The 26,472-nt window shown below is 65.5% G+C and carries 17 protein-coding genes; 8 read left to right on the top strand and 9 right to left on the bottom strand.

Going from position 1 to position 26,472, the window contains the following annotated elements:
• Positions 1-34 precede the first annotated feature (34 nt).
• Entirely contained in the window at positions 35-481 is a 447-nt protein-coding gene (locus ACFV2O_RS15340) for a hypothetical protein (protein ID WP_379252288.1), read from the bottom strand.
• Positions 482-986: 505 nt separating this feature from the next.
• Here ACFV2O_RS15340 and ACFV2O_RS15345 point away from each other — a divergent pair.
• Together ACFV2O_RS15345 and ACFV2O_RS15350 are read left to right on the top strand one after the other, a co-directional pair.
• Positions 987-1,592, top strand: a complete 606-nt coding sequence (locus tag ACFV2O_RS15345; protein WP_379252532.1) for an ABC transporter ATP-binding protein — start codon at positions 987-989, stop codon at positions 1,590-1,592.
• Between the two features lie 14 nt (positions 1,593-1,606).
• Entirely contained in the window at positions 1,607-2,407 is an 801-nt protein-coding gene (locus ACFV2O_RS15350) for a hypothetical protein (protein ID WP_379252289.1), read from the top strand.
• A 67-nt stretch (positions 2,408-2,474) separates the two neighbouring features.
• On the opposite strand, the gene ACFV2O_RS15355 is transcribed toward ACFV2O_RS15350, so the two are convergent.
• Positions 2,475-4,484: a polyprenyl synthetase family protein gene (locus ACFV2O_RS15355; RefSeq protein WP_379252290.1), complete on the bottom strand. Its 2,010-nt coding sequence runs from the start codon at positions 4,482-4,484 to the stop codon at positions 2,475-2,477.
• A 169-nt stretch (positions 4,485-4,653) separates the two neighbouring features.
• On the opposite strand from ACFV2O_RS15355, the gene ACFV2O_RS15360 reads away from it, so the two are divergent.
• The gene (locus ACFV2O_RS15360; RefSeq protein WP_379252291.1) at positions 4,654-4,794 is read left to right on the top strand and encodes a hypothetical protein; all 141 of its coding nucleotides are present in this window, start codon (positions 4,654-4,656) and stop codon (positions 4,792-4,794) included.
• 131 nt (positions 4,795-4,925) lie between these two features.
• Here ACFV2O_RS15360 and ACFV2O_RS15365 read toward each other — a convergent pair whose 3' ends face one another.
• The 3 genes from ACFV2O_RS15365 to ACFV2O_RS15375 form a co-directional block, all read right to left on the bottom strand.
• Entirely contained in the window at positions 4,926-6,254 is a 1,329-nt protein-coding gene (locus tag ACFV2O_RS15365; protein ID WP_379252292.1) for a cytochrome P450, read from the bottom strand.
• Positions 6,255-6,543: 289 nt separating this feature from the next.
• Positions 6,544-6,927 carry a GFA family protein gene (locus tag ACFV2O_RS15370; protein WP_379252293.1) on the bottom strand — a complete coding sequence of 128 codons (384 nt, stop codon included), beginning with the start codon at positions 6,925-6,927 and terminating at the stop codon, positions 6,544-6,546.
• Between the two features lie 240 nt (positions 6,928-7,167).
• Entirely contained in the window at positions 7,168-8,340 is a 1,173-nt protein-coding gene (locus ACFV2O_RS15375; protein ID WP_379252294.1) for a hypothetical protein, read from the bottom strand.
• 390 nt (positions 8,341-8,730) lie between these two features.
• Here ACFV2O_RS15375 and ACFV2O_RS15380 point away from each other — a divergent pair, with 390 nt between their 5' ends.
• On the top strand, positions 8,731-9,873 hold the full coding sequence (locus ACFV2O_RS15380) for a protein kinase family protein (RefSeq protein WP_379252295.1): 1,143 nt from the start codon (positions 8,731-8,733) through the stop codon (positions 9,871-9,873).
• A 105-nt stretch (positions 9,874-9,978) separates the two neighbouring features.
• Here ACFV2O_RS15380 and ACFV2O_RS15385 read toward each other — a convergent pair whose 3' ends face one another.
• Entirely contained in the window at positions 9,979-10,728 is a 750-nt protein-coding gene (locus ACFV2O_RS15385) for a TetR/AcrR family transcriptional regulator (protein WP_379252296.1), read from the bottom strand.
• Positions 10,729-10,874: 146 nt separating this feature from the next.
• Here ACFV2O_RS15385 and ACFV2O_RS15390 point away from each other — a divergent pair, with 146 nt between their 5' ends.
• Positions 10,875-11,186 carry a hypothetical protein gene (locus tag ACFV2O_RS15390; RefSeq protein WP_379252297.1) on the top strand — a complete coding sequence of 104 codons (312 nt, stop codon included), beginning with the start codon at positions 10,875-10,877 and terminating at the stop codon, positions 11,184-11,186.
• 77 nt (positions 11,187-11,263) lie between these two features.
• Here the strand turns inward: ACFV2O_RS15390 and ACFV2O_RS15395 are convergent, their stop codons facing one another.
• A complete protein-coding gene (locus tag ACFV2O_RS15395; RefSeq protein ID WP_379252298.1) occupies positions 11,264-11,971 on the bottom strand; it encodes a hypothetical protein in 708 nt (235 codons plus the stop codon).
• Between the two features lie 677 nt (positions 11,972-12,648).
• Here ACFV2O_RS15395 and ACFV2O_RS15400 point away from each other — a divergent pair.
• Positions 12,649-13,026: a hypothetical protein gene (locus tag ACFV2O_RS15400; RefSeq protein ID WP_379252299.1), complete on the top strand. Its 378-nt coding sequence runs from the start codon at positions 12,649-12,651 to the stop codon at positions 13,024-13,026.
• A 57-nt stretch (positions 13,027-13,083) separates the two neighbouring features.
• On the top strand, positions 13,084-21,579 hold the full coding sequence (locus tag ACFV2O_RS15405) for an amino acid adenylation domain-containing protein (protein WP_379252300.1): 8,496 nt from the start codon (positions 13,084-13,086) through the stop codon (positions 21,577-21,579).
• A 90-nt stretch (positions 21,580-21,669) separates the two neighbouring features.
• Here the strand turns inward: ACFV2O_RS15405 and ACFV2O_RS15410 are convergent, their stop codons facing one another.
• On the bottom strand, positions 21,670-22,935 hold the full coding sequence (locus ACFV2O_RS15410) for an FAD-binding oxidoreductase (RefSeq protein WP_379252301.1): 1,266 nt from the start codon (positions 22,933-22,935) through the stop codon (positions 21,670-21,672).
• Between the two features lie 720 nt (positions 22,936-23,655).
• Between ACFV2O_RS15410 and ACFV2O_RS15415 the strand changes: the two genes are divergently transcribed.
• Positions 23,656-24,540 carry a hypothetical protein gene (locus ACFV2O_RS15415; protein ID WP_355078115.1) on the top strand — a complete coding sequence of 295 codons (885 nt, stop codon included), beginning with the start codon at positions 23,656-23,658 and terminating at the stop codon, positions 24,538-24,540.
• A 682-nt stretch (positions 24,541-25,222) separates the two neighbouring features.
• Here the strand turns inward: ACFV2O_RS15415 and ACFV2O_RS15420 are convergent.
• The gene (locus ACFV2O_RS15420; protein ID WP_379252302.1) at positions 25,223-26,464 is read right to left on the bottom strand and encodes a hypothetical protein; all 1,242 of its coding nucleotides are present in this window, start codon (positions 26,462-26,464) and stop codon (positions 25,223-25,225) included.
• Between the last annotated feature and the right edge of the window lie 8 nt (positions 26,465-26,472).

Consider the following 26,472-nt stretch of genomic DNA (forward strand, 5'->3'; position numbering starts at 1 on the left):
GTCAGCGCGGGGGCGTCGGTCGAGGCCGCCGCGCTCAGCCGGGGTGTGACGAGTCACCGGCCCCCGCATCGATGTCCTCGATGTGGATATCACCGCTGAATCGTCCGCCGTGCACCCGCACACCGGTGCCGGTTGCCGTGACGCGGCTGATCCGCAACGCGGCGGCCTCTACCATCTCCAGGTCGACGCCGACGGCTCCCACGTCCGCTCGCGCTGCTGCGGAAATGAGTTCTGTTGCTGTGGTGAGTAATTCCTGATCATCGGCGGCGCCGTACGCCTCCAGCGCGCCCGCGAGGGCTTCCCGTTCGGCGGCGGCGTCCGGGTCCGCCTCCACCTGTGCTAGATCCACATCGCGATAGCGGCGGGTGAGTAGACCCTTCAACGCCGCGTACGCGTCGGTCACGGATTGCTTGGCAGTATCCGTGAGACCGGCGGCGGCGCCGACCGCGACCGCGGTGGCGACTATGGTGGCCGGGTCCATTCGAATTCCCCCTCTGTGGCGACGAGTAGCTCAAGTGTGCACGATCGCGGCAAAGCCAACCTTTTCCGTGACTGATTCTGCGTGCTGCCCGTGACCGGCCGCCGAGCATGCCGTTCCCAGCGATCACTGGAGACGGCACTTGCGCTCAGTTCAGTGTGAACGTCGCGCTACCCGAGATCTGGTCCATCTCGCTGTTGTTCGAGTCGCGCACCGCGGGAGATGGCGCTGCGAACCCGACCATCACGGCGGAAACAACGCTGCGGTGACACCGGCATGAACCAAAAACCGTTGCGGCTGTTTGCGATTGGGAGAATGTCCGGTTTGTCGGGCTGCGCGGCAACTCATCCCGGCGGCCGATCGGATATGCGGACTCGGATACCACAGCCCGGAGAAGGTCACCTTCCGCGCGACGGTTTCGTGTCGCGAAATTGGCTTTCCGGCACCGGGTTTCGTGGTCGATTGATAGCATTCGAGCCGCTGTCGGGCCACTGGATCGGGGGCGTTGATGGAGGTGGAGGACGTCCACCACGCGTACGGCAGACGGTCGGTGCTGCGTGGCATCAACATAGTGTTGCCTCCGGGGATGCTGGTGGGCATCGTCGGTGAGAACGGGGCGGGTAAGTCGACGCTGCTGAAGGTTTTGTCCGGAGAGCTGCGACCGGACCGGGGGAGGGTCCGCCACCGTGGGCGGTTCGGTTACTGCCCTCAGCGGGTGATCCTGAACGACGCTTTCACAGTGCGTCAGCACCTGGACTTCTTCGCCGAGGCCTATGCGATCCCGGACCTGCGCCGCGCGGAGGAGACCATGGAGATCTTGTGTTTCGCGGAGTACGCCGGTGAGCGGGTCGGGACGCTCAGCGGCGGTACACGGCAAAAGCTCAACCTGACGCTGGCGGTGATGCATGATCCACAGGTCTTGCTGCTGGATGAGCCGTATCAGGGTTTCGATTGGGAGACGTATCTGCGTTTCTGGGATCTGGTCGCGGAATTCCGTGACACCGACCGGTCGGTCTTGGTGGTCTCGCATCTGGCTCACGACACCGACAAGCTGGACCAGGTGTGGCGGTTGCGCGACGGCGTCTTACGAGGCGGACAGGAGAATGCCGGATGAGTGATCGTGTGCGGTTGTTCGTGATCGCCACGCGCTACGGTCTCATCGAGCACGCGCGTAACCGTTTCGCCATGCTGTTGGTGGCCTTCTTCCTTCCCATATTGATCACCGTGGTCCGCGTGGCCGTCACGGACCTCGAGGTGCCGTTCCGGCTTCGAGACACCGGTCTGGTTCTGCGCGCCAACGGTAACGAGCTCGCTCAGGTCAGCGGCGCCCTGATGGCGGTCTCGCTGATCACAGGGTTCATGATGTTCGCTGCCACTTTCAGCAGCGGCGCATTCGACCGGCGCCTCTCGATGGCGGGGTACCCCCGGGTCGCTTCGGGTTTGGCGAAGATCGCCTGCCTGGTGGTGGCCTCGGTGGTGGTTTGCGTGTACGCCACGGCGGTCATCTGCTGCTACTGGTCGCCGCGGCAGCCTCTCCTGCTCGCCGCGGCGCTTTTCGGCGCGGCGATGACATACGGTGCGCTGGGTGTGGCTTTCGGCGCGCTGCTTCGCCGAGAGGTGGAGGGGATGTTCGCCATCGCGATGACCAGCTGCTTCGACATGGCCGTACAGAACCCCATCGCCAGTGCTGGGGCGGACAGCGATTTCGTGCGCTGGCTGCCCTCCTATGGGGCCATGCAGGCTTCGACCACAGCCGGTTTCTCCGACGCCACGCCATTGACGGGATTCGCCGTACAACTAGCCTGGTTCATCGCGAGCGCCCTCGTCGGTCTGATCGCTTTCCATCGGCACACCCGTTCCTCTCTTCGACCTACGATATGGATGCGCATCTGGAGCCCGAAGGGGTCCGGACAGTCGGTGAAGCACTGAGGAGGCATCCCGCGCGACCACACGGTGGAGGTACGGGACACGACTCTGCTTTGCCCGGCCGTGGAGCTTACGTCGGCGTAGGAGCCGGTTCGTCGGCCGGGAGGTAGACCTCACGGCGCAAGCGTTCGAGATCCGGCGCTGCGACAGCGGAAGTTTGCGTGTACCGGTTGCTCTCACGCCCCCAGAGCCCCACGCTCGTAATGTTCACATACATCTCCGCGTAGTCCTTCCCCTGCCCCGCCAAGCCGGGAAGAACACGCAGGAGCGCGGGGACGTAGTGGATTACCGCCTCGAGCTGGGCGCGCTGATCCGCCACCTGGCGCCGCACTTGGTCCACGGCTTCGTCGCGAGTGCAGCCGGTTTCGTGACGGACCGCCCGCACCAGGTTGTAGGGAACTCGGTCTGCCTCGTCCTGATCCAGTCCCACCAGGTCGTTCTCCACGAAGGTGACCCAAAAGGCGAGTTCCTCGAGACGGCGGATCACGGGGTGTTCGCGCAGCGTCGATGGCAGTTCCCGGTCGTGGTACACCTCCATGCAGGCGATGGCGGTTTCGATCCCACTGGTCGACATCCGCATCGGCAAATAGTCGGCCGTGGAAGGGACGTAGCCACTGATGCGATGATGGGCTTCGCGTTCGGCGGCTTCGAACCACTCCTCGATGCCGTCGAGGAACCGCTTCTGCCAGCGGATGGTCCGGCCATCGCGCAGGCGCGGCCATATGCTCGCCCAAGCCGCCGGAATCGCGCCGGGCCGCCACGGTTTCGCCGGGTCCTGGCGCAACGTCGCCACCATGCCACGTCGCAACGCGGTCACGGCTTCCGGGTCCTTCAGCTGCGGATCCTCGAAAAGGTCATCCCAGGCGAGGACCAGCACGGCCATGCCGTAGGCGGTCTGTTCACGGGCCGCATTCGCTGCTGGGGCCAATGTTTGCGCCGGGATCTGGATCGCCCCCGTCCACCGGTGGTAGTCCGCCTCGGTAGAGGAGACGGCAAGGCCGGTGTCCACCAGCCAGTTCCGCAACCATCGCCCGAGCTGCGGCGGAAGCCCATCGCCGCGGGTTCGAGGCGGCTGCGTCGACCGCCGGGGGACCGCGCGACCAGGAGTTCGCCGGTCGAGTATGGACCGGGCGTAGGCGGTGATCGCGTGGCGAACGCCCGGATCGACGGGCAGACTGGCGAGCTGACCGGCGGCCCGGTCCATGAACTCATCAGCCACCGTTTGTGCTTCGTCCACGGCGCCGCAGGAGATGACGATCTCGCGGGCGCGCGCGGCTTGCTCGAGTGTCATTCTGCTCTGCAACAGGCGAGCAAGGCTTCTGTCGCGGGCGGCCGCGCGGATCACGGGCAGTGTGTAAATGCCCGCGGACAGATCCGCGTTGACGGGCTTACCCAGTTCTTCGGCGGTGGAGGTCAAATCGAGGATGTCGTCATACAGCTGGTAGGCCAGTCCGAAGTACCGGCCGAACTGGGCCGACGCCTCGTGTTGATCGTCGGGCCTGCCGGCCTGCATCGCGCCCACCCGGCATGCCAGCGAGAGCACCGCCGCCGTCTTGCCGTCGATCGCGTCCAGGTAGGACTGCTCGCTGCGGGAGGCCACGTAGAGGTCGGCGGCCTCGATCACCATGCCCGCGCACATCCGCTCACCGGCGATTGCCCCCGCCAGGACTTCCCGCCCCCCGAGTTCGGCCAGCATGCGCACACTTGTGAGCATCACGGAGTCCCCACCCAACACGGCCATATGCGAACCCCACACCACATTGGCACTGGGACGGCCTCGACGCTCGTATGCGTGATCGATGACGTCGTCGTGGTAGAGCGAGCCCAGATGCAGCAACTCGACGGCAGCGGCGGCGCGCACCGCCCGGTCGTCGGCCGGGGCCGCGGGATCGGTGAGCAGGTAGTACGACAATAGGGTCAATGTGGGACGGACCAAGCGGCGCGAGGTGTCCGGGCCTTCCTCTGTGAGCGCCGCCAGTTCAGGCCTACCTTCCAGCCGAACGGGTCCGAGAACGTCACGGACCCGGTCCAGGTCCGCATCCAGATGGGGGAAGACAGCCGAATCGATTTCACGTGGCACGCGGGCACTCTCCTGACTGGTTGCATCGGTCATCCAGAACACCGCCGATCAATGGCAATGAGACACCATGTCGCTGCGGAACATGTTGGTATCAGCCGAAATTGAGGCCTGATCCGCAGGTGCTGTGCAGCTCGACCGGAGATCCGGAGGGTGCGCCACGCATCGAGAGATGACCGATTTACAGCGGGAGTTGGTCCAGGAGGTCATGCTGCGCGAGACCGCCGCCGGTACCTGGATCGACGTTCACTCGGCGCGCTGGCAGGCGACGTTCACCTTCTACGCTGTCTTTCGGCGCGCAGATCGTTCGTGATCGTCGACCACAAGCAGGGCCTCTCCGCTGAGCGTGCTCTGGTGATGGCGCGGCCGCGCTGGCACCTGCACGACTCCAGTTGCTCGAAGACTCCGGCGACGGCGAATCAGTCTGCCGCGGTGTAGGTCTGATCAGCGGGGATGCAGGGTTATCCTGGCGTTGTAGGCGGGGCTGAGGCCGGTGTGATAGCGACGTGGGGGCTCGACGGGGCCGGTGGCCGCACCGATGCGACGATGCTCGAGAATGGTGCGGAAGAGGATGCGCGCTTCCGCCAAGGCGAATTGGGCACCCAGACAGCGATGCGCGCCGGCGCCGAAGGTCAGCCAGGTGCGGCCGTTCGGCGCCTCGTCGAGGAAGCGTTCGGGGCGGAAGGTCATCGGGTCCGGGTAATGCCGTGGTGATTCGTGAATGAGGAGAATCGGGACTATGACGATGGCCCCCTTGGGGACGTGGACTCCGTTGACCACGGTGTCGCGCAGTGCGCGCCGCCCGGTGAACGGTGACACCGGGCGGATTCGCATTGTTTCGGCGACCACGGCGTCGAGGTATGCGTCGAGCCGGGCGGAGTCGCCTGCGTCGACCGCTGCATCGAGTTCGGCCATGGCTGCCGGGTGGACGGCCAGCATGGCGGCGATCCAGCCGAGCGTGATCGCGGTGGTCTCGTAGGCGCCGAGCAGGATGCCACGCATATTGCGGGCCAATGCGGCGTCGTCGTGCTGATCCAGTTCTGTGCCGACATACCGCGACAGCACATCCTTCCGGCCGTTTCTGTCACCGGGCGTGGACCGGCGCGCGGCGATTTCCTCGATGATGAGGGCGTCGACCTCGGCCTGGCGGCGCATGAGCGGCGGGTAGGGCAACGTGTAGCCACCGACCAGCGGGGTGAGCAAGGTGACGGCGAGAAAACCGCGACTTTCTATTTCCCCGAACCACCGGCTCACCGCCTGTTTCAGCCGGTCCTTGCGGGGCGCGGCCACGTCGCCGAAGACGACGCCGAGCAGCACGCCGATGGCCAGGTCGTAGCCGACCTTCAGAAACTCGAACGGTTCACCGACAGGCCAACTCGGCAGTTCGCGCTGGACCACCTCCACCATGAGATCCTCGTAGGACCGGAGTGCCTTGCTCTGGAACGGCGGTGCGAACAGCTTACGTTCGCGGCGATGTTCGTCACCGTCGAGGAAGATCAACGTCTGCTTGCCGAACATCATGTCGTGGCTGGAGAAGCGGCTCAGAACCTGCCCGACCGAGAAGTCGTCATGGTTGGCGAACAGTCCTCGCACATCGTCCATGTCGTAAGTGACCAGCATGGTCGGAAATCCTGGCGGCGAGACGACGAACCGTTCGCCGAATTCCAGCAAAGGGGAACGGTGCGTGCCGGGGCGCATCAGTCCACCGATCTGCGCGATGTGGCGGGTGCGTAGCCTAGGGAGTTCACGCAGAGACAGCGTGGCATGCGACATGTAGCCATCCTCAACCCGTCGCTCGGCGACTCGCAAACATGAAATCCCCGCAGTGGCAATAGATACAGGGCCTATCAGCGCTTCGCACAGGCGAAGTCGTCGACGTGCCGGTAAGGATCTTGTACTCGAGTGTTCAGTGCATCACCGCGCGAAGGCCACCCGGCGCCCCGCTGACGTGGACACGGGCGTCGGTCCTCGGTGGGGCGCCGATTGGATCCCCGGCCCCGTCGCCGTCATCGTCGGCCGCCACGACCGGCCAAAACCTGCTCGGCGCGGTGAGCGCCCAGGACTACGAACCACCGTCGACGGTTTCGATCACCGGCAGCCACGGCACCGCGTGGGGTTTGAAGGACTGGTGTACCGGGGTGAGCGCGCTGTGGTCGTCGAGGGCCATCATCGTGATCCCCATGGCGGTGCCGCCGTCGTCGATCGCGGCGACGAGCGAGCCACAATTGGGGCAGAAGCCGCGTTTGGTGGTCGGGAAGGTTGCGAACCAGGTCGGCTCACCGCCCGCACCGGTCCATTCGAACTTCTCGAGCGGGAAATCGACCCAGGCTGTGACCGGCCCGCCGGCCAGCTTCTGGCAGTGCGGGCACGAGCACAGGTGCGGCCATCCGGCCTCGGCATAGGCGCGGAACCGGATCTGCCCGCACAGACAGCCACCCTCATGCATCGGCTTTCCCCTCTCTACCGAAAATTGTTGTGAATACAGCTAATTCACGCATCGCGTGACAGCCATGACGTCCGCCCGGTCAGCGTAATGGAACACGGCGGGCCGAGCGGGGACTTGCGGCTGTGCCATGAGCCAGGTGTCAGAACACTGCAGACTACCGCGGAAATGTAGGCCAGCGGTGTATCCGACAGCAGTCACTGCTGCGGATCCCACCATACGGATCCGTCCTCGGCGTTCGGCTCACCCGATCCCGAATTCCGCTCTGAGCGCGGCGAACAGCGTGTCCACCTCGGGGCCGAAGACCAATCCCGTGGCGTACAGGGTCGTCATCGCGGCATCGAGGGCGTCGGGTCGGTTCGCGTCGATGATGGTGGGCAGTGCGAAGGACGGACGGTGGATCGGACCCAGATCGAAAGAGCTCGCCGTCGTGCCGGCCGAACCGAGCACCATCGTTGCTTCTACTGCGCCGACGTGTTCGTCATCCGGCGGGCCGAAGTCCTCGTCGTGCAGTCGGGTCATGGCCGCGTCTACGTCATCGAACGGGGGCGGTAGCGGTCGGCCGTCCCGCAGCGCCGCCAAGGCGGGCCGCACCCATGGCCGGTCGCTGAGGCCTGCTTTCGCGCAGGCTTGGGCCGCCGACCAGCGCGCCAGGCGCCGCAACTCGGGATCACCCATGGTGGCGATCGCCTCGGCGATCGCGCGGTCATGGCGTGCCAGGTCTTCCGCGCCCGGGTGATCTTCCAGCGGGGGTATCGGCTCCCCGCCCCAACGCTGCCGCTGGAAAGCGGCCGCTTGCGCCGGTAGTTCGTCGATGTGCAGGCGGCGAGAGCCTTTGTCGTCGACTACGACGACCCATTCCTCCGCGTCGACCGACGCGGTGACCTCGGGTAGCGGGACATTCTCGGGCACACCGTATCCGGGCATGTTCCACTGCATAGCCGGGAGCGGTTCGCTGCCGTCGTCCGGCCAGAGCCGGATACGCCACACATCGCCGGGTTCGGTCGACCCGGGCCAGCCGTAGTTGACGAATCCACGGCCGCTGATCTCGATCAGGTACTGGCCCTCCGGAACCGGGCAGTCGACCGCGCCGTCGGTCGGCGAAGACAGGCACAGTGTGCCCTCCGGTCCGACTCGCAACCGCGTCTCACACACTTGCTGCCACTCGGCGCGATCGCCGGGCGGCCGCTCGTCCCATACCTGAACCGTTACCGGCATATGGAAGTTGTTCTGGTGCGGGCTCAACACCACCGCCGCCAGCCCATCGGAGGCGAACGGATGCGCCGCCAGCGCCCGGTCGAGCAGTTCGAGTTCCTCGACCGGGCTCTCGACGCCACCGTCGATGCGGAACTGCCCGTAATCCATGAACAGAATCACGGTTTCCTCGCTGACCGGCCGCCTGAACACGGTGCTCATCGCGTCATCCTGGCACGCGAGGCACGTCTCGGCCCGAGGGCGACGTTCCCGGTCAGGGGGAGTCTGCATGCCGGACCAGCGCGGCGGTATGCGGCGCGACGGGCGCTGTGCGTATCTCCGAGTGCAGTCGGACAACCGTATGGTCCGTGGCCGTGCTGCGGATCGGCGACATGTCGAAAGCAGCGGCCCCGTAGCCTCGGACCGTTGCTTGACGCCTACATGGAGGTCGTGACGTAGAGTGCGGTTTCGGGGGGACAAGCCGGGACCGCCGTCGGGTGCTCCTCCGGACCGGCCTCCTGCCCGCTCCGGAGGCCGCAGGCACGACCGCGTGGCCATGGCTGAATCGAGGTCGGCGCCCACGTGGAGACCGCAGCGAACTCCCTTGACGCAGTGACGTCCTCCTCACCGGGCGCAGCCATATCCCGCGGCGCGGCGACGACCCGCGACATGGCGCGCCCGGCGCGTCTGCACGCCCACAGCGCCGTCTCCACGGCCCTGGCGCTGCACAGCGATCCCGCGTTGCGTGAGCTCGTGGACACGGCCACGCCGATCGGCGCCGGTATCGGCGGGAAGTCGGCGCTGCTGGAGGTCGCCGGAACCCCGGTCTTCGTGAAGCGAGTGCCCCTCACCGACCTGGAACGGCAGCCGGAGCACGTCCGGTCAACGGCGAACCTGTTCGACATGCCGCTCTTCTGCCAGTACGGCGTCGGCCTCATCGGCGGGCCGGGCTTCGGAGCCTGGCGCGAACTCGCCGTGCACACCATGACGACGAACTGGGTGCTCGCCGCCGAACACGAGGGCTTCCCGCTGATGTACCACTGGCGGGTGCTGCCGGACACGACCCCGCTGCCGGAGGAGCTCGCCGACATCGACCGTGCCGTCGCCTACTGGGACGGCCGACCGCAGGTACGCCACCGGATCGAGGCCCTCCAGAACGCTTCGGCGAGCATCGCGCTGTTCCTGGAATACATCCCGCAGAACCTGCACGAGTGGCTCAACGCCCAGATCGAGGCGGGCGACGAGGCCACCGACCGGGCCTGCGCCATGGTCGAGCGGGAACTGGCCGCCGGCACCGCGTTCATGAACAGCCGCGGGCTGCTGCACCTCGACGCGCACTTCTGGAACATCCTGACCGACGGTCGATGCCTCTACCTCGGCGACTACGGCCTCTCGCTCTCCTCGGCGTTCGACCTCTCGCCCGAGGAGGCCGCGTTCTTCGACCAGCACCAGAGCTACGACCGCGGCTACACCGCAACCTATCTGGTGAACTGGCTGCTCACCGCCCTGTACGGGCTCCGGCGGGAGGACCGGGAGGCGCGCGCCGCGATGGTGCGCGCCTTCGCCGTGGGCGAGCCGCCGGAGGGCATCCCTGGGCAGGCCGCCACGGTCATCACCCGGCACGCGCCGATCGCCGCGGCGATGTCCGCATTCATGCGCGCGTTCCAGCAGGAGAGCCGGAGCACCCCGTACCCGGACCAGGAGATCCGCCGCCTGCTGGGCGGCCAGGCCTTTCGGAGCCCTGACGTTAGGTGACCACCGTGTCCTCGGAGCGAACATGTAGTTGGCGAACACCGATCGACATGACGGACAGGGAGTGTTCCGGCCCCGTTCATCGACAAGGCGTGGACTCTTGCCCAACTATGCGGACCATTCGGAGTTGTTCTGGCTGTTTGCCGACGCGCCGACGCCACCGACGCGTGCGCTGACCAGACTCACGATCAGGTCCACCGTGAAGTCGAACTCGCGGTCGCGGTCGAAGCGGGCGAGGTGGGCAGCGGCAAGGCGGACCTGGGGCAGTCCGGATGACTCGAGGGTGCTCTGCCGTTCGGCGATTTCGCCGGGGTCCGCGGTGCCGTAGGTGGGCCCGGCGGAGGCTTCGCGCAGCAAGGTTCCGATCAAGGTGGCCAGCAAGGCGCGCATCAAGTGAACGGCGTCCTCGGGGCTGCAGCCGGTGCGGCGCAGTACCGCGAGAGCGGCCTCGACCGGAGCCAGGCCGGCGGTCGATGAGAGCTGGCGGGTCAGGACCAGAGTGGCGGCTTGGGGGTGGGCGAGGGTGATCCTGCGGAACTCATGCGCCCATGCTCGGAGGTCATCTTCCAGCGAGCCGGTCTCCTCCGGTGGACGCAGTTGCTCGAGCAGGTATTCGGCGACCGCGTCGAGCAGGTCGTCCTTGTCCCGCACGTAGTGGTAGAGGCTCTTGGCGTCTACACCCAGCGAGCGGCTGACCGACCGCATGCTCACCGCACCGACACCTTCGGCGTCGATCACCGCCAGAGCTGCCTCTCGGATCGCCGCACGGGAGAGCCGGCCCTGCGCCTTCGGTGGACGCCCGCGACGGGCCGAGGCCTGGCGGGTCGAGGTGGGTGGCGTCGCGGGTGCGGGGTTCATGGCTTCCACTCTGGCATATTTCCCACGTTGTGGGTTTACTGGATCGTGCCGATCAACCTGCCCGGCCACCGCCGCGAGCATGCAGCCGTGGCGTTCGATACGGGCAGCTCGACGGCAACGGATCGACGCCGCGCGCGATCACCGCGATGGAATGCGTGATCGCCTACGACTGGCAGAAGGTCGAGGTCAACCACGCGCGCCTGCGCGAGCTGTGGGCCGCCGCCGAAACCGCTCTGCTGGTCAACGCCCACGACCCGCAGCTGCTCGACCGCGGCCTCCGACGAGGCTTGAGCCACTTCCCGCCCCATCCCGAGCCAGTGGGTGACGCACGCCCGTACCCCGGGGGTGCCCTGAGGCGGGCTGCGTCCTTCGACGGAAAGAGCCGGATCTTCGGTGACATCGCCCAAATGGGTCAACCACGGCAACAGGCCGCCGGTGAGGACTACCAGAGCCTCTAACTACAAGGACCTCGCGCTTGGCTACGAGTTCGGCCGAAAGCCAGTTGGCACATCTCCGTGAGCGCGTCACTTGATGTTCAGCGGTTTGCGGATAGGTCATCGCGCCCGGCCTTGATGAATTCCACATTTATGTGATCCAAGTCATCGACGAAATCGTTGATAGATTTGACCATTGCAGCCGAATCATGCTCCCACTCCGCAATATCCGACTCGTTCGGCACGCCAAAACTCAAATATTTCCGCGCAAAAGTGACCCATTCGTCCTGATTGAATCGGATATAACGCTCGGCGAGTCGACCCGCGACGTCCGCCATCGCAGGGCTCCCTACCATCATCGCCAATTCCAGCTGACCCAGAACACGAATGCCCACGCGAGAGTATTCGGGTAACTCAGGTTTGACCTCTTCCCGACTTGTGTGCGCAATCAATTTTCCCTGTATCCTGCCAAGCTGTTCGAAAAGCGCGAATAACGTTGTAGCACAGTCGACATAGACCTTCTGGCGATCGGAGCGCACAGCTTTATCCGTCTCGATACGGACGGTCCTATCAGACTGAGCGATGTTGACGTAGACCGCCGAACCCGCAGCGACAACACTCGAGATGACAGCCGCAACAAGTGCCGCGAACAGCGTGTATCGGCCACTCCGGCCAGCGACCTCGAGTGCGCCCTGGCGCGTCGGCTCGGCGTCGGGCTGTCGATCCGATGCCGCCGAGCCCAAATCTCCTTCACGCGGCGGGTGTGCAGCATCCTCCGACTCGGGCATCGGTCCGGTATCGGCGTTCATCACCTGCTCCTAGGCGCGCGCATACCCACGTTGCGATTGTTCACTACGGGACAGTGCTCGACCGCCAACGTAATCACATGGCAACTTTCCAGCTAACGACATCTCCCTGCCAATAGGCCGTAGCTGCCACCTTGTCGCGCCGGTCGCGTAAGACGCGTCAGCTACCGCCGAGGCGGCGACGGTAGAGACCCAATGCGATTTGATCGTTGGTGCGCCGGCATGCATGGTCCCGGGGGGAACCGGGGCCTGAAGAATGGTGGCTGGCCTGGGCGGGATTTTCATCACCGGAGCGGGGGCGTGTATCCGTCCGGCCAGCGCGCGGCGTCGTCGTACACCACACCGATCAGGACTGCGTCGCTGGGGTCGGCGGCGGTCAGGTCGGCGTGGCGCAGGTCCGCGCCGATGATTTCTGTGCCGGTTGAAGCTCGCGCCGACGCCCCGCAAGGTGGTCACGGCGGTCCAGGTTGACCGCGTGGACTTGGTCGTCGGTCATCGGCAGCTGAGCACGTGATGGCGCGGAACCGCCGTGCAGGCGTCGAGGCAGGTCGAGAAAGTGGTGAGTTCCGCCGACCGAAAGCCTGCACCGGCGCTCGCTTCGGAGTTATCGTTGAAGTCCCTGCTGGAGGCCATGGTCGGGGTGCACAACAGACCTCCTGGCTGTGGCCTTGGGATACGACATGCACGCACCGACCGCGTCGCTCGCCGACAACCTCTGCATGCCGCCGCTCGCGAAGCCAGTCGCGGCGGTCGATGCCACCGCGCTGGTCCGGCTAGCAGGGGCAGATGCCAACTCGCTCGAGTTGAGCTTCATCGTGGGTAACGAGTCGATCATCAGTGGTCCGCCAGTGCACCGTGATGTCGGCGGGCTGTTCACAATTGCCGCCGATCCGGCGGTACCCAGCAAGTCGCGGCGTATACGGCTTTCCGAAACGAGCGGTCGACGTCTGCCGTCTTACATCCCGGACTGCGGCCGATGCGTCGACGGAACCTCTGTCGGCGCGGCCGCCGTCCTGAGCCTGGCTCAGACTGAGAGAAAAGGAATACGACATCTGTAGTGCTTGATCGTGAGGAATGGCCCGAGTGGCTACACCGGTCAGAATAAAGGTCTTGTCATGCAACAGTCTTCCGCTAGACCGATCGCTACCGGCAATAGGCTGTCCGACGGAGTTTTCCCGCTCTCGGCGGCCCAACGCGGAATTTGGTTCGCCCAGCACGTCGCAGGCGATGTCCCGATCTCTATTGCCCAGTACGTCGACCTGGCGGGATCGATCGACCTCGACCTGCTCGCCCCGGCAGCGCGCCAAGCCGGGCGCGAGTTCGGCACCGGGTATCTGCGCCTGATAGAAAGCGACGGTTATCCGTTCCAGTGCGTCGACACCACGCTCGACGATCGTGCACGCGTTGTCGACTTCCGAGGTGAGCGCGATCCCGCGGGCGCGGCTCATGCCTGGATGCGCCACGAATACTCGGCGCCCCTCGATCTGATGAATGACCGGTTGGCCTGTGTCGTCATGCTGCGGATCGCCGACGACCGCTGGTTCTGCTACTGGCGGATGCACCACATCGCGCTGGACGGCATGGGGGTCTCGGCCATGGCGCGACGCACCGGCGAGCTCTACACCGCGGCGATCGAGGGGAGGCCGCCCCCTGCCGCACAGGCCGAGGACCTGAGGAAGATCGTCGATGCCGATCAGGCGTACCGCAGCTCCGACCGTTTCGCGGCCGACCGGGAGTATTGGCTTCGGCACCTGGACGGGATCGCCGACCCGGTGAGTCTGGCGGGCCGTACCGCCGAAGTGGACGCGCATCCCAGACGTGTGGCGGCGGCGCTGACGCAGGAAACGGCTGCGTTGCTGGAGATGGTGGCGAAGGCGGCGTCATCCGGTGTGGCGCCTACGGTGGTCGCAACCTTCGGCGCCTATCTGGCTGCGATCACCGGTGCTCCAGAGGTGGTCTTGAGCCTGCCGGTCTCTGCGCGCACGACGGCGACGATGCGGCGCTCCGGCGGCATGATCGCCAACGTCGTCCCGGTGCGACTGAGCTTGCGGCCGACCACGACCGTCGGTGAACTGATCCGGGCAGCACAGGCTGAGCTGACCGGCGCGCTGCGGCGGCAGCGCTACCGCCAAGAGGACATCTTCCGCGACCTCGGTTGGCCGATGGACGAGGTAGCGACCTTCGGTCCGTCGGTGAATTTGATGATGGTGGACACCAGGGTTCAACTCGGTGCGGTCACCGGACGAGCGCATGTGCTGACCTCCGGGCTGATCGACGACCTCTACGTCAATCTGTATCCGGGCGTTGGAGGCGAGAGCACCCACATCGACTTCCAGGGCAACGCGAACCTGTACAGCGATACCGAATTGATCACTCACCACAGCCGATTTCTGCGGTTCCTGCGCAGGTTCCTCACCGCTGGACCGGACGCGGCACTGTCCACGATTCCCGTCGTACCTGATAACGAGCTCGCCGAACTCGCACCGGCACGCGGACCGACGGGCGTCGCGCCGCGCACGCTCCCCGAAATTCTCGCCGCGGGTGCGGGAATCGCCCCCGAAGCGATCGCTGTCCATAGCGGGTCAGCTCGGCTGACATACCGCCAAGTGGACGAACACACCAACCGGCTGGCACGCATCCTGATCGCCGCCGGTGTCGGGCCGGAACGCGGTGTGGCGATCTCGATTCCGCGCTCGATCGATTCCGTGCTCGCGATGCTCGCCGTGGCCAAGACAGGCGCCGCATTCGTGCCGATCGACCCGACCTACCCTTCGGACCGGATCGAGCACATGGTCGACGACAGCGGCGTCGGCATCGGCCTTACCGTAACGACCGCGCGAAGTCTGCTTCCGAATCGGGTGAACTGGCTGATCCTCGACGAGGACGAGACCGGCCGGGACATCGCGGAGCAGAGTGCGGCCGCGGTCGACGATACGGTGCGGCACGCTGCGGTGCTCTTGGATCAGGTCGCCTACATGATCTACACGTCAGGGTCGACCGGATTGCCCAAAGGCGTGCTGGTCACACACCGTGGCTTGGCGAATCTGGTCGCCAACTCCGCGCAGAGTTTCGGCGTCGCCGCGGATTCCGTGATGGCACACGTTGTTTCGCCGAGCTTCGATATTTCGGTCGAAGAGATCCTGGTCAGCTTCGCCGCCGGTGCGACGCTCGTCGTTGTTCCGCCATCGGCGTACGGCGGTGAAGAGATGGCGGCGGTTCTGCGCGCGGAAGGTGTGTCCCACCTGGACGCCACACCGGCGGTCGTGGGATCTCTCGACCCGGCGACACTACCCAGCCTGCGCACTGTCGTTGTCGGTGGTGAGAGCTGCCCAGGCGAGTTGGTGGCCAGGTGGTCCGGTCGTTCTGTACTCAATGGGTACGGGCCCACCGAGACCACGGTCACGGCGACCTTGAGCGACGCGTTGAGACCCGCTGGGCCGGTCACGATCGGAAGTCCGGGTCGCGGGTTCTCAGCGGTCGTGCTCGATTCCTGGTTGCGGCCGGTGGCTCCCGGGACGATCGGGGAGCTCTATCTCGCCGGGGCGGGTGTGGCGCGCGGCTATCATCAGCGTAGAGGCCTCACTGCCTGCCGATTCGTAGCGAACCCTTACGCGTGCGGCGAGCGGATGTACCGCACCGGAGACTTGGCTCGCTGGACCGAGAGTTCCGGGAGACTGGAACTGGATCATCAGGGTCGCAGCGACTTCCAGGTGAAGGTGCGCGGCTTCCGTATCGAGCTCGGCGAAATCGATGCCGTTCTGCGACAGCACCCCGGCGTCGACTTCGTGGTCACCCTCGGCAAGGAGACCGACTCGGGTTCCACCGCGCTGGTGTCGTACGTGCTGCCCGAACCAGGTGCCAAGGTCTCTGTGGACGCGTTGAAAGCGGCTGCGGACAAGGCGCTTCCGGCCTACATGGTGCCCGCCGCGGTGGTAATACTGGACAGTATTCCGCTGACACCGCTGGGCAAGGTAGATCGCACGGCACTGCCAGAACCAGAGTTCGGCCCGCACGCGCCTGTGGGCAGACCACCTTCGACCCCACGGGAGCAGGCGCTGGCCGCGCTGTTCGCCGAGGTTCTCGGGCTGGATTCGGTGGGCGTCGACGCGAGCTTCTTCGCACTCGGTGGCGACAGCATCTCGGCCATTCAACTGGTCTCGAAGGCGAAGTCCGCCGGGATCGGCTTCGGCGCACGAGATGTATTCGAGCGCAAAACCGTTGCCGCTCTCGCAGCGGTGGCCACCGAGGCGCGCACTCCGGTGGCACGCGAGCTGCCCGGCGGTGGCGTCGGCGCCGTCGAACTCACACCGATCGTGCACGCGATGCTGGACCAAGGACAGACCTGGCGCAGGCTCGGCCAGGCGGTCTTGGTCGGTCTACCGGCCGACGTGGACCACACACGATTGGTCGAGGCCGTGCAAGTGCTTCTCGACCATCACGACCTACTGCGCTCCTCGATGCGAAACACCGACCACGGCTGGGAATGGGTTGTCGCACCAGCCGGTGCGGTCGAGGCAGGCACCTTGGTGGACATCGTGAGCGCCGATCGCGATGGCGATCCGACGTTCGATGACGAATTGGAAGCTGCCGCGGACCTGCTCGATCCGGAGGCCGGAGTCGTCGCACGCTTCGTGCTGATCGAACGAGCGGATGCTCCTTCCTTGTGCTGGATCGTGCTGCATCACCTGGTGATCGACGCGGTGTCGTGGCGCATCCTGCTGCCGGATCTGGCGACCGCGGCCATGGGCTTCGCCCTGGCTCCGGTCGGCACCTCGTTTCGGCGTTGGGCGCACGGACAAGTCGAGCATGCGGCAGGCCGCAGCGCCGAACTGCCGGTCTGGCAGAACATTTTGGCGACGCCCGATCCGCCGATCGGCACGGGCGCTTGGGACCCGGCCCTCGACATCGCCGCCACCGCGAGGACTTTCCGGACCATCATCGTTCCGGATGTCGCGAACTCGGTACTCACTACGGTGCCGGACCTTTTCCACTGCGGTGCCGACGATGTGCTGCTGACCGCGCTCGCGATGGCGGCATGCCGCTGGCGTGATCGAAGGTCATTGCTTCTCAGCACGGAGGGCCACGGACGCACGGAGGCCGTCCTGCCCGGCGCCGATGTCGCGCGCACCGTGGGCTGGTTCACCACGGTCCATCCGATCGCCATCGATCTGACGGGCATCGACCTCGCAGACGCTTTCACCGGTGGCCCCGCGGCGGGCGCCGCGATCAAGACCACGAAGCAACAGTTACGCGCGGTGCCCGACAAGGGTGTCGGCTTCGGCATGCTCCGGTATCTGAACGCCGACACCAAGAATGCGCTCGTGGACGCGCCGACCCCGCAGATCAGCTTCAACTATCTGGGCCGGGTGCCGACCGACAGCGAGGCCGGGGCCTGGTTGCCGCAACACTTCGCGGCAACACGGGACGAGCGAGCGCCGCTGGCCGCGGTCGTCGATATCAATGCCGCCCTGACCGACGCCGGGCTGGAAGTGACGTGGGCATACGCAGCTCGGCTGCTCGAGGCCGTAGACGTCGAAGAGTTCGCCGGTCTCTGGGCAGCCGCGCTGCGGGCACTGGCCGATCACAGCGGCAGCCAAGGAGCCGGAGGACACACTCCTTGCGACTTCGACCTCGTCGCGGTGACGCAGGCGCAGATCGACGCCTGGGAACACACCTATCCGACTCTCACCGATGTCTGGCCGCTGTCACCATTGCAGCATGGCTTGCTCTTCCATGCGCTGTACGATCCCGAAGGCGCCGACGTCTATACGGTGCAGTCGCTACTCACGTTGACGGGTACCGTCGACACCGCGCGACTACGCTCCGCCGCGCAGATGCTGGTGGCACGGCACGACATCCTGCGGGTCGCGTTCGTGGAGACCGATGAAGGGCCCCGCCAACTCGTCGTCACCGACGCCGACATCTGCTGGCGGGAGATCGACCTGACCGGAATCGCGGAAGCCGAGCAACGACAGCGAGAACTCGACCGGGTGATCGCCCTGGACGCGGGCAGCCGGTTCGAATTGACCCGCCCGCCGCTCGTGCGCTGCACGCTCGTGCGCACCGCTCCCGCGCAGTACCGGTTCGTGCTGACCAACCATCACCTTGTGCTGGACGGCTGGTCGACTGCGCTGCTGGTGCGGGAATTACTCACGCTCTATGCCACTGCGGGCGACACCTCCGCGCTGCCGCCCGCGCATTCTTACCGCGAATTCCTCTCCTGGCTGCGCCAGCAGGATCATGCTGCGTCGACCGCCGCGTGGGCACAGTACTTGGCAGGTATCGACATCCCGACACGGGCGGTCTCGACATCGACCGGCACGGAGGCGACAGGGACCGGGACGGTGTCCGCCGACCTGTCCCCGGACATCGTCGCACGTCTGCAAATGGCCGCGCGCGATTCGGGCACCACGGCGAACACGATAGTGCAGGCGGGTTGGGCGATGCTGCTGGCCGTGCTGACGGGCCGATCCGACGTGGTATTCGGCGCGACGGTGTCGGGCAGGCCACCCGAGCTGGCCGGTGTCGAAGAATCGGTTGGTCTTTTCATCAATACGTTGCCGGTGCGCGTACGATTCGATCCCGCGGAGCGGGTCGCCGACCTACTGGCTCGCATGCAGAGTGAACAGGCACGGCTGATGGATCATCAGCAAGTCGGGCTCGCCGCGATTCACAAGACGGTGGGCTTGGCCGAATTGTTCGATACTCTCACCGTTTTCGAGTCGTATCCGCTCGACCGAGGCGCGTTGTCGGTGCTGCCGGACATCGCGGGCATGCGGGTAGTCGACATCGAGGGCACCGATGCCACGCCGTATCCGTTGAATCTCATGGTAATTCCGCTGCCCGGCAGTGACGGGCAGGCCATGCTGCGGATCAGCGTGAAGTACCACGCCGACCAGTTCGTGCCGGAGACAGCGCGCCTACTGTTGGATCGCTTGGTCCGGTTCCTGACTCAACTCGTAGGCAACCCACAGGCGCTGGTGTCCGAGCTACAGTGCTGCGACGACGCGGAGCGCGCCACGCTGCTGTCGGTGCGTGGACCGGCGTCGATGCCGCCGCGAACACTGCCCGAAATTCTCTGTGCCGGAGCACGGATCGACCGCAGTGCCATCGCTGTTCGCGCGGGCGAGACAACGATGTCCTATGGCGAGCTCGACGCCTGGTCGAATCGTCTTGCCCGCGTCCTACTGCGCCGAGGCGCGCGGCCGGAAATGTGCGTCGTGCTTGCTCTCGGTCGATCGCTGGAATCGGTGGTGGCGGTATGGGCAGTCGCCAAGGCCGGCGCGGCGTTCGTGTCGCTCGATCCTTGCTATCCGATCGAGCGGATCGAGCACATCCTGGCCGACTCGAAGGCGGAGATCGGCGTGACGGTGACCCGCGAGACGCTACCGGGAACCATCGACTGGCTGCTGCTCGACGACCTCGATACGCGCCGCCGGGTCGAGAAGGTCTCCGCAGCACCGATCACCGACGCGGAGCGTGGGAGTCCCATCCGCATCGACCACGCGGCGTACCTGATCTACACCTCGGGCTCCACCGGCGAACCCAAGGCTGTGCTGGTCAGCCATCGCGGGCTCGCGAATCTGGTGGCCGACTTGACCGAGTCACTGGACTTGGATCCGGCGGTCGGCGTCCTGCATGTGGCGTCACCGAGCTTCGACGCGTCGATCTTCGAACTGCTGACAGCACATGGCGCGGGCGGCGAACTCGTGATCGCGCCGCCTGACGTATGTGCGGGCGGAGAGTTGGATCGACTGCTGCGCGCCGAACGGGTCACCCATGCGTCGATCACGCCGTCGGTACTGGCCACGATGGATCCTGGCGGACTCGATCAGCTGCGGGTGCTTGCTGTGGGGGGCGAGCCCGCGAGGGCTGAACTGATCGAGCGGTGGTCGAATGAGCGTCGGATGGTGAACCTGTACGGTCCGACAGAGTTCAGCACTTGGGCGACCTGTCACCGCGATCTCGCCGCGGCAGCGCCGATCACCATCGGCGGGCCGATCCGTGGCGCCGCGACCATGGTGCTCGACACCTGGTTGCGTCCGGTGCCGGTCGGCGTCGCCGGTGAACTGTACCTGGCCGGTCCCGCGCTCGCCCGCGGCTATTTCGGCCGTTTCGAGGCGACCGCGACACACTTCGTCGCCGATCCCTACGGCCAGCCGGGGGAGCGGATGTACCGCACCGGAGACATGGTGCGATGGGTCATCGGGACCGACCATACATACGAACTGGAGTTTCTGGGCCGCAACGACTTCCAGGTCAAGATCCATGGCCTGCGGATCGAACTCGGCGAGATCGATTCCGTGCTGTGCCGCGATGAACAGGTCGAGTATGCGGTGACGATAGGCAGCGCCGGGCCGACAGGGGCAACCGTACTGGTGTCGTATGTGCTGCCTGCCGAGAATGTCACGGTCGACGCCGCGCACCTGCGTATGGTCGCGACCGCTGCCCTGCCCGCGTACATGGTCCCTTCCGTGTTCGTCGTGCTCGATACGATTCCGCTCAACGCGGTCGGCAAGCTCGATCGGACCGCCTTGCCCACACCTGAATTCGTCGACGGGCAGGCCGAGTACCGACCACCCTCGACACCTGCCGAAGCAATTCTCGCCGACATCTGCGCGGAGCTGCTCGGTGTCGACAAAGTCGGCGCCGACGATTCCTTCTTCGTTCTCGGCGGCGACAGTATCCTCGCTCTCCAGCTGGTATCCAGAGCCGAGCGGCGGGGCGTCCACCGCACGCCGTTTCAGGTGTTCCAGCACCGCACCATCGCCGCATTGGCCGCGGCCGCCGGGCGCATGGCCGATGAGCTGCCTCCAGTCGACGCCGGACCTATGCTCGACGTCGTGTGGCCGATCCGGCTCGACGGCACCGAACCCGCGCTGTTCTGCGTGTCCCCGTCCTCCGGAGTCGCCTGGCCCTACTCGGGATTCGCGGATGTGCTGTCGCCGGGCAGGCCGATCTATGGGCTACAGGCGCCGGGCCTGGGCGGCGGCGAAGCACTGGCGCGATCGATCGAAGAGTTGGTCGATCGGTACATCCACGAGATCCGGATTCTGCAGCCGACGGGTCCATACCACCTGCTCGGGTGGTCGTTCGGCGGGCTCGTCGCGCACGCGATCGCCACGAAGTTGAGGAACGCCGGTGAGCATGTAGGACTTCTCGCGCTACTCGACACGGACTCCGCGGACATCGATGGTGACGGCATCGAGCAGCTTTCCGCTGGCGGCTTCGTCAGTACTTTCGGCCCGATGTTGGGTATTCGTGGTGTGCCCGCCGATGCGTCCGCGGAAGATGCCGCCGATCTGATTCGTGCCCGACTGGGCGGTGTTTCGCCGATCGACGCGGGCACAATCGAGCGTCTGACGCGGTGGTACAACATAGTGGCACAGATCAGAACCGGATATCATCGTCCCGTATTCAACGGGGAAGCAGTGTATTTCAGTGCGACCGTCGACGCTTCCGGCAACTCGGGCCCCGGTGGATGGCGGCCCTACGTGACCGGCGAGATCGTCGATCACGATATCCGAGTCACCCACGACGAACTGACCGCACGACACGTGTTGCCGATCATCGCGCGCGTACTCGACGAGCATTTGGCCGGTCGAAGATGAACCTTCAGGACAGGCCGGCATGTCACGGCAGCTCGCGGAGATGGGGTCGGGTCGGTCCGGGTCTGCGGAACTGTCATTACTGAGTGTCGATCAGTGTGATGCGGGCGGGATGCTCTGCTCGTACTGGAAAATGTTGTGGGGGTCGTACTTCGCTTTGATCGTGCGCAGCCGCTCGAAGTGCTGTCCGCCCCAGTAGGCGGTTCCCCACTCTTGCATTCCGACGTTCGGTACGTTGACGTAGGCGCCGTTCGCGTAGGGCCGCAGCGCCTGGCTGAACTCGGCGGTCCAGGCCTGGGCCTGCGAGGTCAGCGGGTCGCCGACGCCTGGTTGTGTGGAACGAGTCCCCCAAGCTGCGCCGATCTCACCGTAGAAAAGCGCGTCGCGATGCGCGAACGCCGTGCCGCCAGGGGGTTCCGTCTTGATCGCCCCACCGAAGGCATCGACGAAGTAGTTGCTGTCCTCTGTGGGAGCGTTCCGCATGAAGTCGCCGATGATGTCGATCGCCTCCTTCGGGAACGGCTCTTTGACGAACTGCGAGAAGAACTTCCAGTTCGCGGGCTCTTGCGGGAGCGGGACCTGGGCTCCCGCGAAAATATCGCCCCAGTTACCGACCTGCACCGTGACATCGGGGCTACCGACCGACAGGATCGCAGCCAGCATCTCTGTGGCCTGTGCCGCCGCCCCCTCCACGAGCCACGCGGACAGCAGGATCTGGGACTTGTGGACCTCGAGCTCGGATCCCAGACGGCTGTCGGCGGACGGTATCGTACGCTGCCACGCTTCGAAGACCCCGTACAGGTCCCCGAGTCCATCCCACGTCGCCTGCACATAGGCGAGATGCTCGAGCGGATACACCTTGTAGGTGAGTTGGGTGACGATCCCGAAGTTGCCGTTGCCCGCGCCGCGAAGCGCCCAGAGCAGGTCCGAGTGGTGCTGCGAGTCCGCGTTGATCACCTCGGCGCAGTCGTCACCCGACGCGACGACGACCTCGGCCGCCATCAGGCTGTCGCAGGCCATGCCGAGCCAGCGGTTGAGCGGCCCGAGGCCACCGCCGAGCGTCGCACCGCACACGCTTACGCTGCCCTCGCTTCCGGTCGTGATCGCGAAATTCTGCTTCGCGAGCGTCGTCACCGCTTCCAGCTGGTTCAGCCCGGCGCCGACCGTCGCGATACGAGCGCCAGGGTCGATCCGGACGGACTTCAGCCGGCTGACGTCGATCACGATGCCGTTGTCGACGTTCGACCAGCCCTCGAGGGCGTGGCGGCCGCTGCGTACCCGCAACGCGACGTTGTGCTGCCGCGCCCACGTCAGGGCGTTCACCACGTCCTGGGTGTCCTGCGCGAAGACGATGACCAACGGATAGTGCGAAAAGAGCTGGTCCCAGCCGAGTCGGGCCTCCGTGTACGACACGTCACCGGGTCGGACGATGTGGCCGGTCAGCGTCGCGGGCGGGCATCCCGGGCTTTTTTCCGGGACGCTTGCGTCCGCGATATTCGGCGTGTCTGCGGCTGTGAGGCCCGAAACAACGACTGCTCCTACGCCGACGGCCGTCGACGTCCTGAGCAGGTCACGGCGAGAAAGATCACTCAAGGCCAAGTCCTCTCGATCGGCTACGCCAATACCGGGCTCCCCATGGAACTCTTACCCGCCAACGGCTCTCCCTTGCCGCCTCGGATGCGGCCAGCTGGCTACTTCGATTCGACTCGTTGATGCTCACATAGACTGCCGCACCCGCAGACGCAAAGCTCGAGATCATCGCCGTTATCAGTGCTGTGATCAGCGCGTACCGTCCGCCACGGGTCGCAACCTCCGGCGCCCGCCTCTGGCTCGGGCCCGTGGCCAGCAGGCGCCATCGATGACGTGTCCGGTTCCGACGGTGGATCAGGCTGCGGTTGTTCCCCTGACTGTGGCTGTGTTCCGGCACCCATCGTTCCTCCGCTCACGGTGCCCCAATGGATATCTCAGTGATCTTAAGATTCGGACTACGGCCGTGTCGGTTACGCGCGTCCCTTTGGCGTGTTACTCAGCGTCCAGAGACAGAGCTGCCCGACAGGCGTGGCTCATTAGGCTGGCTGGGTGGAGTTCACAACGGATTTCGAGCGTGGTGGGTGGCTGCTGGCGCGCGTCGGCGAACACGGGGTCGGCGGCGTCGCTGGTACCGGTTTCGAGGCTTATGCGCGGATCCTGCACCCGGTCGAGGCGACTCGCCGCGATGTCACGGTCACCGACGAATGGGGTAATCCCGAGATCGTGGAGGAGGTGAAGTGGCCTTGGGCCGAGGTCGCCGTGCGCAACGGCAGAGTGATGCATCCGCTGGTGCAGTGGCGCAACCTCACCGACGATGAGGACGAAGCGGCGATGTCGTTCGATGACGGCTGGAGAGTCGGCCAGACCGTCGAGGGGTGGTTCGACCCGAGCCTGCTGGCCGCGCTCACAGTCCACCTTCGCGCAGCCACCGAGGCACCGGAAGAGGTGACGGCTGGAGTGTGGAATGGATTCGGCGAGCTGAACACATCCTCGGGTACGGTGTTCGTCGCGTCCACCGATGGCGATCCGCAGAACCTCGAGCGCGAGCGAGCTCGAATCGACGCCGAGCTGGCAGCCTCTGTCGCGCCACAGGTCAGACGAGCGGTCCGGACCGGGCCTTTCCTGCGGTGGCCGGGACGCGACTTCATGCTGTTCGACACCAGCCTCTCCGAACTCGCCGACCCCAGCTGGGTGCATGCGGCGGGTCTGGGATGGACGACCGACTTCCCCGGAGTGACGCCCCAGCTGCTCTGGCCCGCCGACCACGCATGGGTCGTGGCCAGCGAGATCGACTTCGACTCCACGATCGTCGCCGGCTCACGGGCTCTGATCGACGCGGTTGTGGCCGACGATCGTTTCGAGGCCTTCGAGGTCGCCGAGAATTCGGATCTGAGCTGGTACGGCGACACAATCAACTCCGCGCCGAAGGACTGAGATGTCGGCGAGAGCTCGACCAGGGCGTGCAGCCGAGGTGCACGACGATCTCACGAAAAGGTCTGGAGACGGCAGGCATGGTAGATCCGACCTACTCGTATGTTCCTAAACGGCCGTTCAGACGTGTCGTGGTGTCGCGGCGTTGGGCCTGGCGGGTGGTGTCGGCCGGCCAGCCGCCAGGCCCAACACCTCCAGTCTGGAGAACATCCGTTCTCAGACGCGGAGAATTTGCAGGAGTTTGCGGGTTCAAAAGAGTTCACAGCTTTCGACGCCGATTTCTCGCGGGCAGTCCCAGGGAGTAGGCCCGGTCTGCGATCCCAGGCTGCGAGTGCTCTTGCTGGGACGGGCAGGATTCCCGACCTCGGCCGCATATGCGATGCCGCAGCGTCGGATCGAACTCTCTTGTACCGCGAACACATTCGAACTGTGATTCCCCAATGCCGCGACCAGGTCGCCAATCGCATACGGATTCGTCCTGGCCCTCATCGTCGAATGGCTCGAATCATTGGGAGACACAGGCTAGTCGTGGCGGCCGACTGCCGGCGCCGGACCTCGTCGACTTACCTGTAGTCGCCGAGACTGCCTGCCGGAATCGACCGCCACGTCCTGTCCCGCTGAAGCCCTTTCGCGCTGTACCGGATCGAAGTTCGCGTGCCACCGAGGCGGGGCACGGGACATCAGTTCATGCGGAGGTGGGGTTGAACTCGGCGGTGACGCGGTCCACGAAGTTCTTGGCTTCGGGGCTCTCGTGGTCGGTGGGCAGCTCCACGGGCTGTCCGTTGAGCGGGACGGTCGCCGGCCGATGGTTCGCCAGTACCTTTCCGGCACCGTCGCCGAGCGGTAGACCGGCCAAGGCCGAGACCCGGTGCATCACGGCGTCGGTGCCGACCGGCGGGAGGGCTACGACGCCCTGCGGCCACTGCACGCCTCCGATTTCGAAGAACTCATGGTAGCCGCCTATGTGCTGGTACCCGACCTGCGCAAAGTACAAATCATCCGGCGTCGAGCCTTGCGTTTGATTGATCTTATCGTTGAACGTGCCGTGGAACACGCCGCTTGCGGGGTCGAAGTGTGCGTATTGGCCTGATACGGATGCCTGTATCTCGAGCACCTCGAACAGAACCTGCATACCACCGGGAGCAGGCTGGTTGTTCTTGGAGTAGAGAGCCTTGGCGCCATCGATATCGGGCGGGTTCCACATGTGCGGGACGATGTCGAGGTCGTTGGCGTAGCGCCGAACTCGTTGCAGGCGTTGGGTGGTGTAGTTGACGAATTCCTGATTGCAGAAACTCGGTCCGGCGGTCGAGAGCACGCTGATCCTGGCTTTTTCGGAATTGTCCCAAAGCCACTGGGTGTCGCGCAGGAACAGCGCCAGCGTGAGTGACAGGGCGCCGCCGAGGCTGTGGCCGGTGACGGTCAGGTCGATCGCCTTGTCGCCGAGCGAACTCAGGAACTCGGGCAACGTGTGACCGGCGCCGGGACGCTGACCTGAGGGCTTGATATCGAGGAGGGTTTTCACCCCGATAGCGGTGCCGATCGTGTGCCAGGCGCCATCATTCGCGAACCACGGCGTCTGGAGAATGAAGGAGTCCTCGACGAGCCAGTCGAACACCAGTGCATCGGTGCTGCCGGCCATCGCGATCACGTACCGGGAGCGATCCTCTGTGCTTCGCACCATGTACAGGGCGTTGACCGCGTACAAGTCGGTGTCGAACAGCGCGACTCCCGGACCCCAGACGATTTCCCACCCTCCGATGACGTCCCGGTTGGTGTCGAGATACTGCTGGATCTTCTGAGCGAGGGTGTCCTCCAGGTTGCCGTCTTCTTTGCTGATGCTGTTGACCAGATTCGCGTACTCGCACAGCTGGTATGTGATTTTGTCTTGCAGAGACGGCTCATTGATCGTCGTGGATTGTGCAGTCATGTACCGCT

This window comes from Nocardia sp. NPDC059691 (assembly GCF_042733915.1).
GTDB lineage: Bacteria > Actinomycetota > Actinomycetes > Mycobacteriales > Mycobacteriaceae > Nocardia > Nocardia sichangensis.

Excerpts from the sequence above, each read along its gene's own strand:
- ACFV2O_RS15365 (WP_379252292.1), bottom strand. The coding sequence starts at position 6,254 with ATGTCGCATGCCACGCTGTCTCTGCGTGAACTCCCTAGGCTACGCACC.
- ACFV2O_RS15370 (WP_379252293.1), bottom strand. The coding sequence starts at position 6,927 with ATGCATGAGGGTGGCTGTCTGTGCGGGCAGATCCGGTTCCGCGCCTAT.
- ACFV2O_RS15340 (WP_379252288.1), bottom strand. The coding sequence starts at position 481 with ATGGACCCGGCCACCATAGTCGCCACCGCGGTCGCGGTCGGCGCCGCC.
- ACFV2O_RS15360 (WP_379252291.1), top strand. The coding sequence starts at position 4,654 with ATGACCGATTTACAGCGGGAGTTGGTCCAGGAGGTCATGCTGCGCGAG.
- ACFV2O_RS15400 (WP_379252299.1), top strand. The coding sequence starts at position 12,649 with ATGCACGCACCGACCGCGTCGCTCGCCGACAACCTCTGCATGCCGCCG.
- ACFV2O_RS15420 (WP_379252302.1), bottom strand. The coding sequence starts at position 26,464 with ATGACTGCACAATCCACGACGATCAATGAGCCGTCTCTGCAAGACAAA.
- ACFV2O_RS15395 (WP_379252298.1), bottom strand. The coding sequence starts at position 11,971 with ATGAACGCCGATACCGGACCGATGCCCGAGTCGGAGGATGCTGCACAC.
- ACFV2O_RS15345 (WP_379252532.1), top strand. The coding sequence starts at position 987 with ATGGAGGTGGAGGACGTCCACCACGCGTACGGCAGACGGTCGGTGCTG.
- ACFV2O_RS15385 (WP_379252296.1), bottom strand. The coding sequence starts at position 10,728 with ATGAACCCCGCACCCGCGACGCCACCCACCTCGACCCGCCAGGCCTCG.
- ACFV2O_RS15405 (WP_379252300.1), top strand. The coding sequence starts at position 13,084 with ATGCAACAGTCTTCCGCTAGACCGATCGCTACCGGCAATAGGCTGTCC.
- ACFV2O_RS15390 (WP_379252297.1), top strand. The coding sequence starts at position 10,875 with ATGGAATGCGTGATCGCCTACGACTGGCAGAAGGTCGAGGTCAACCAC.
- ACFV2O_RS15375 (WP_379252294.1), bottom strand. The coding sequence starts at position 8,340 with ATGAGCACCGTGTTCAGGCGGCCGGTCAGCGAGGAAACCGTGATTCTG.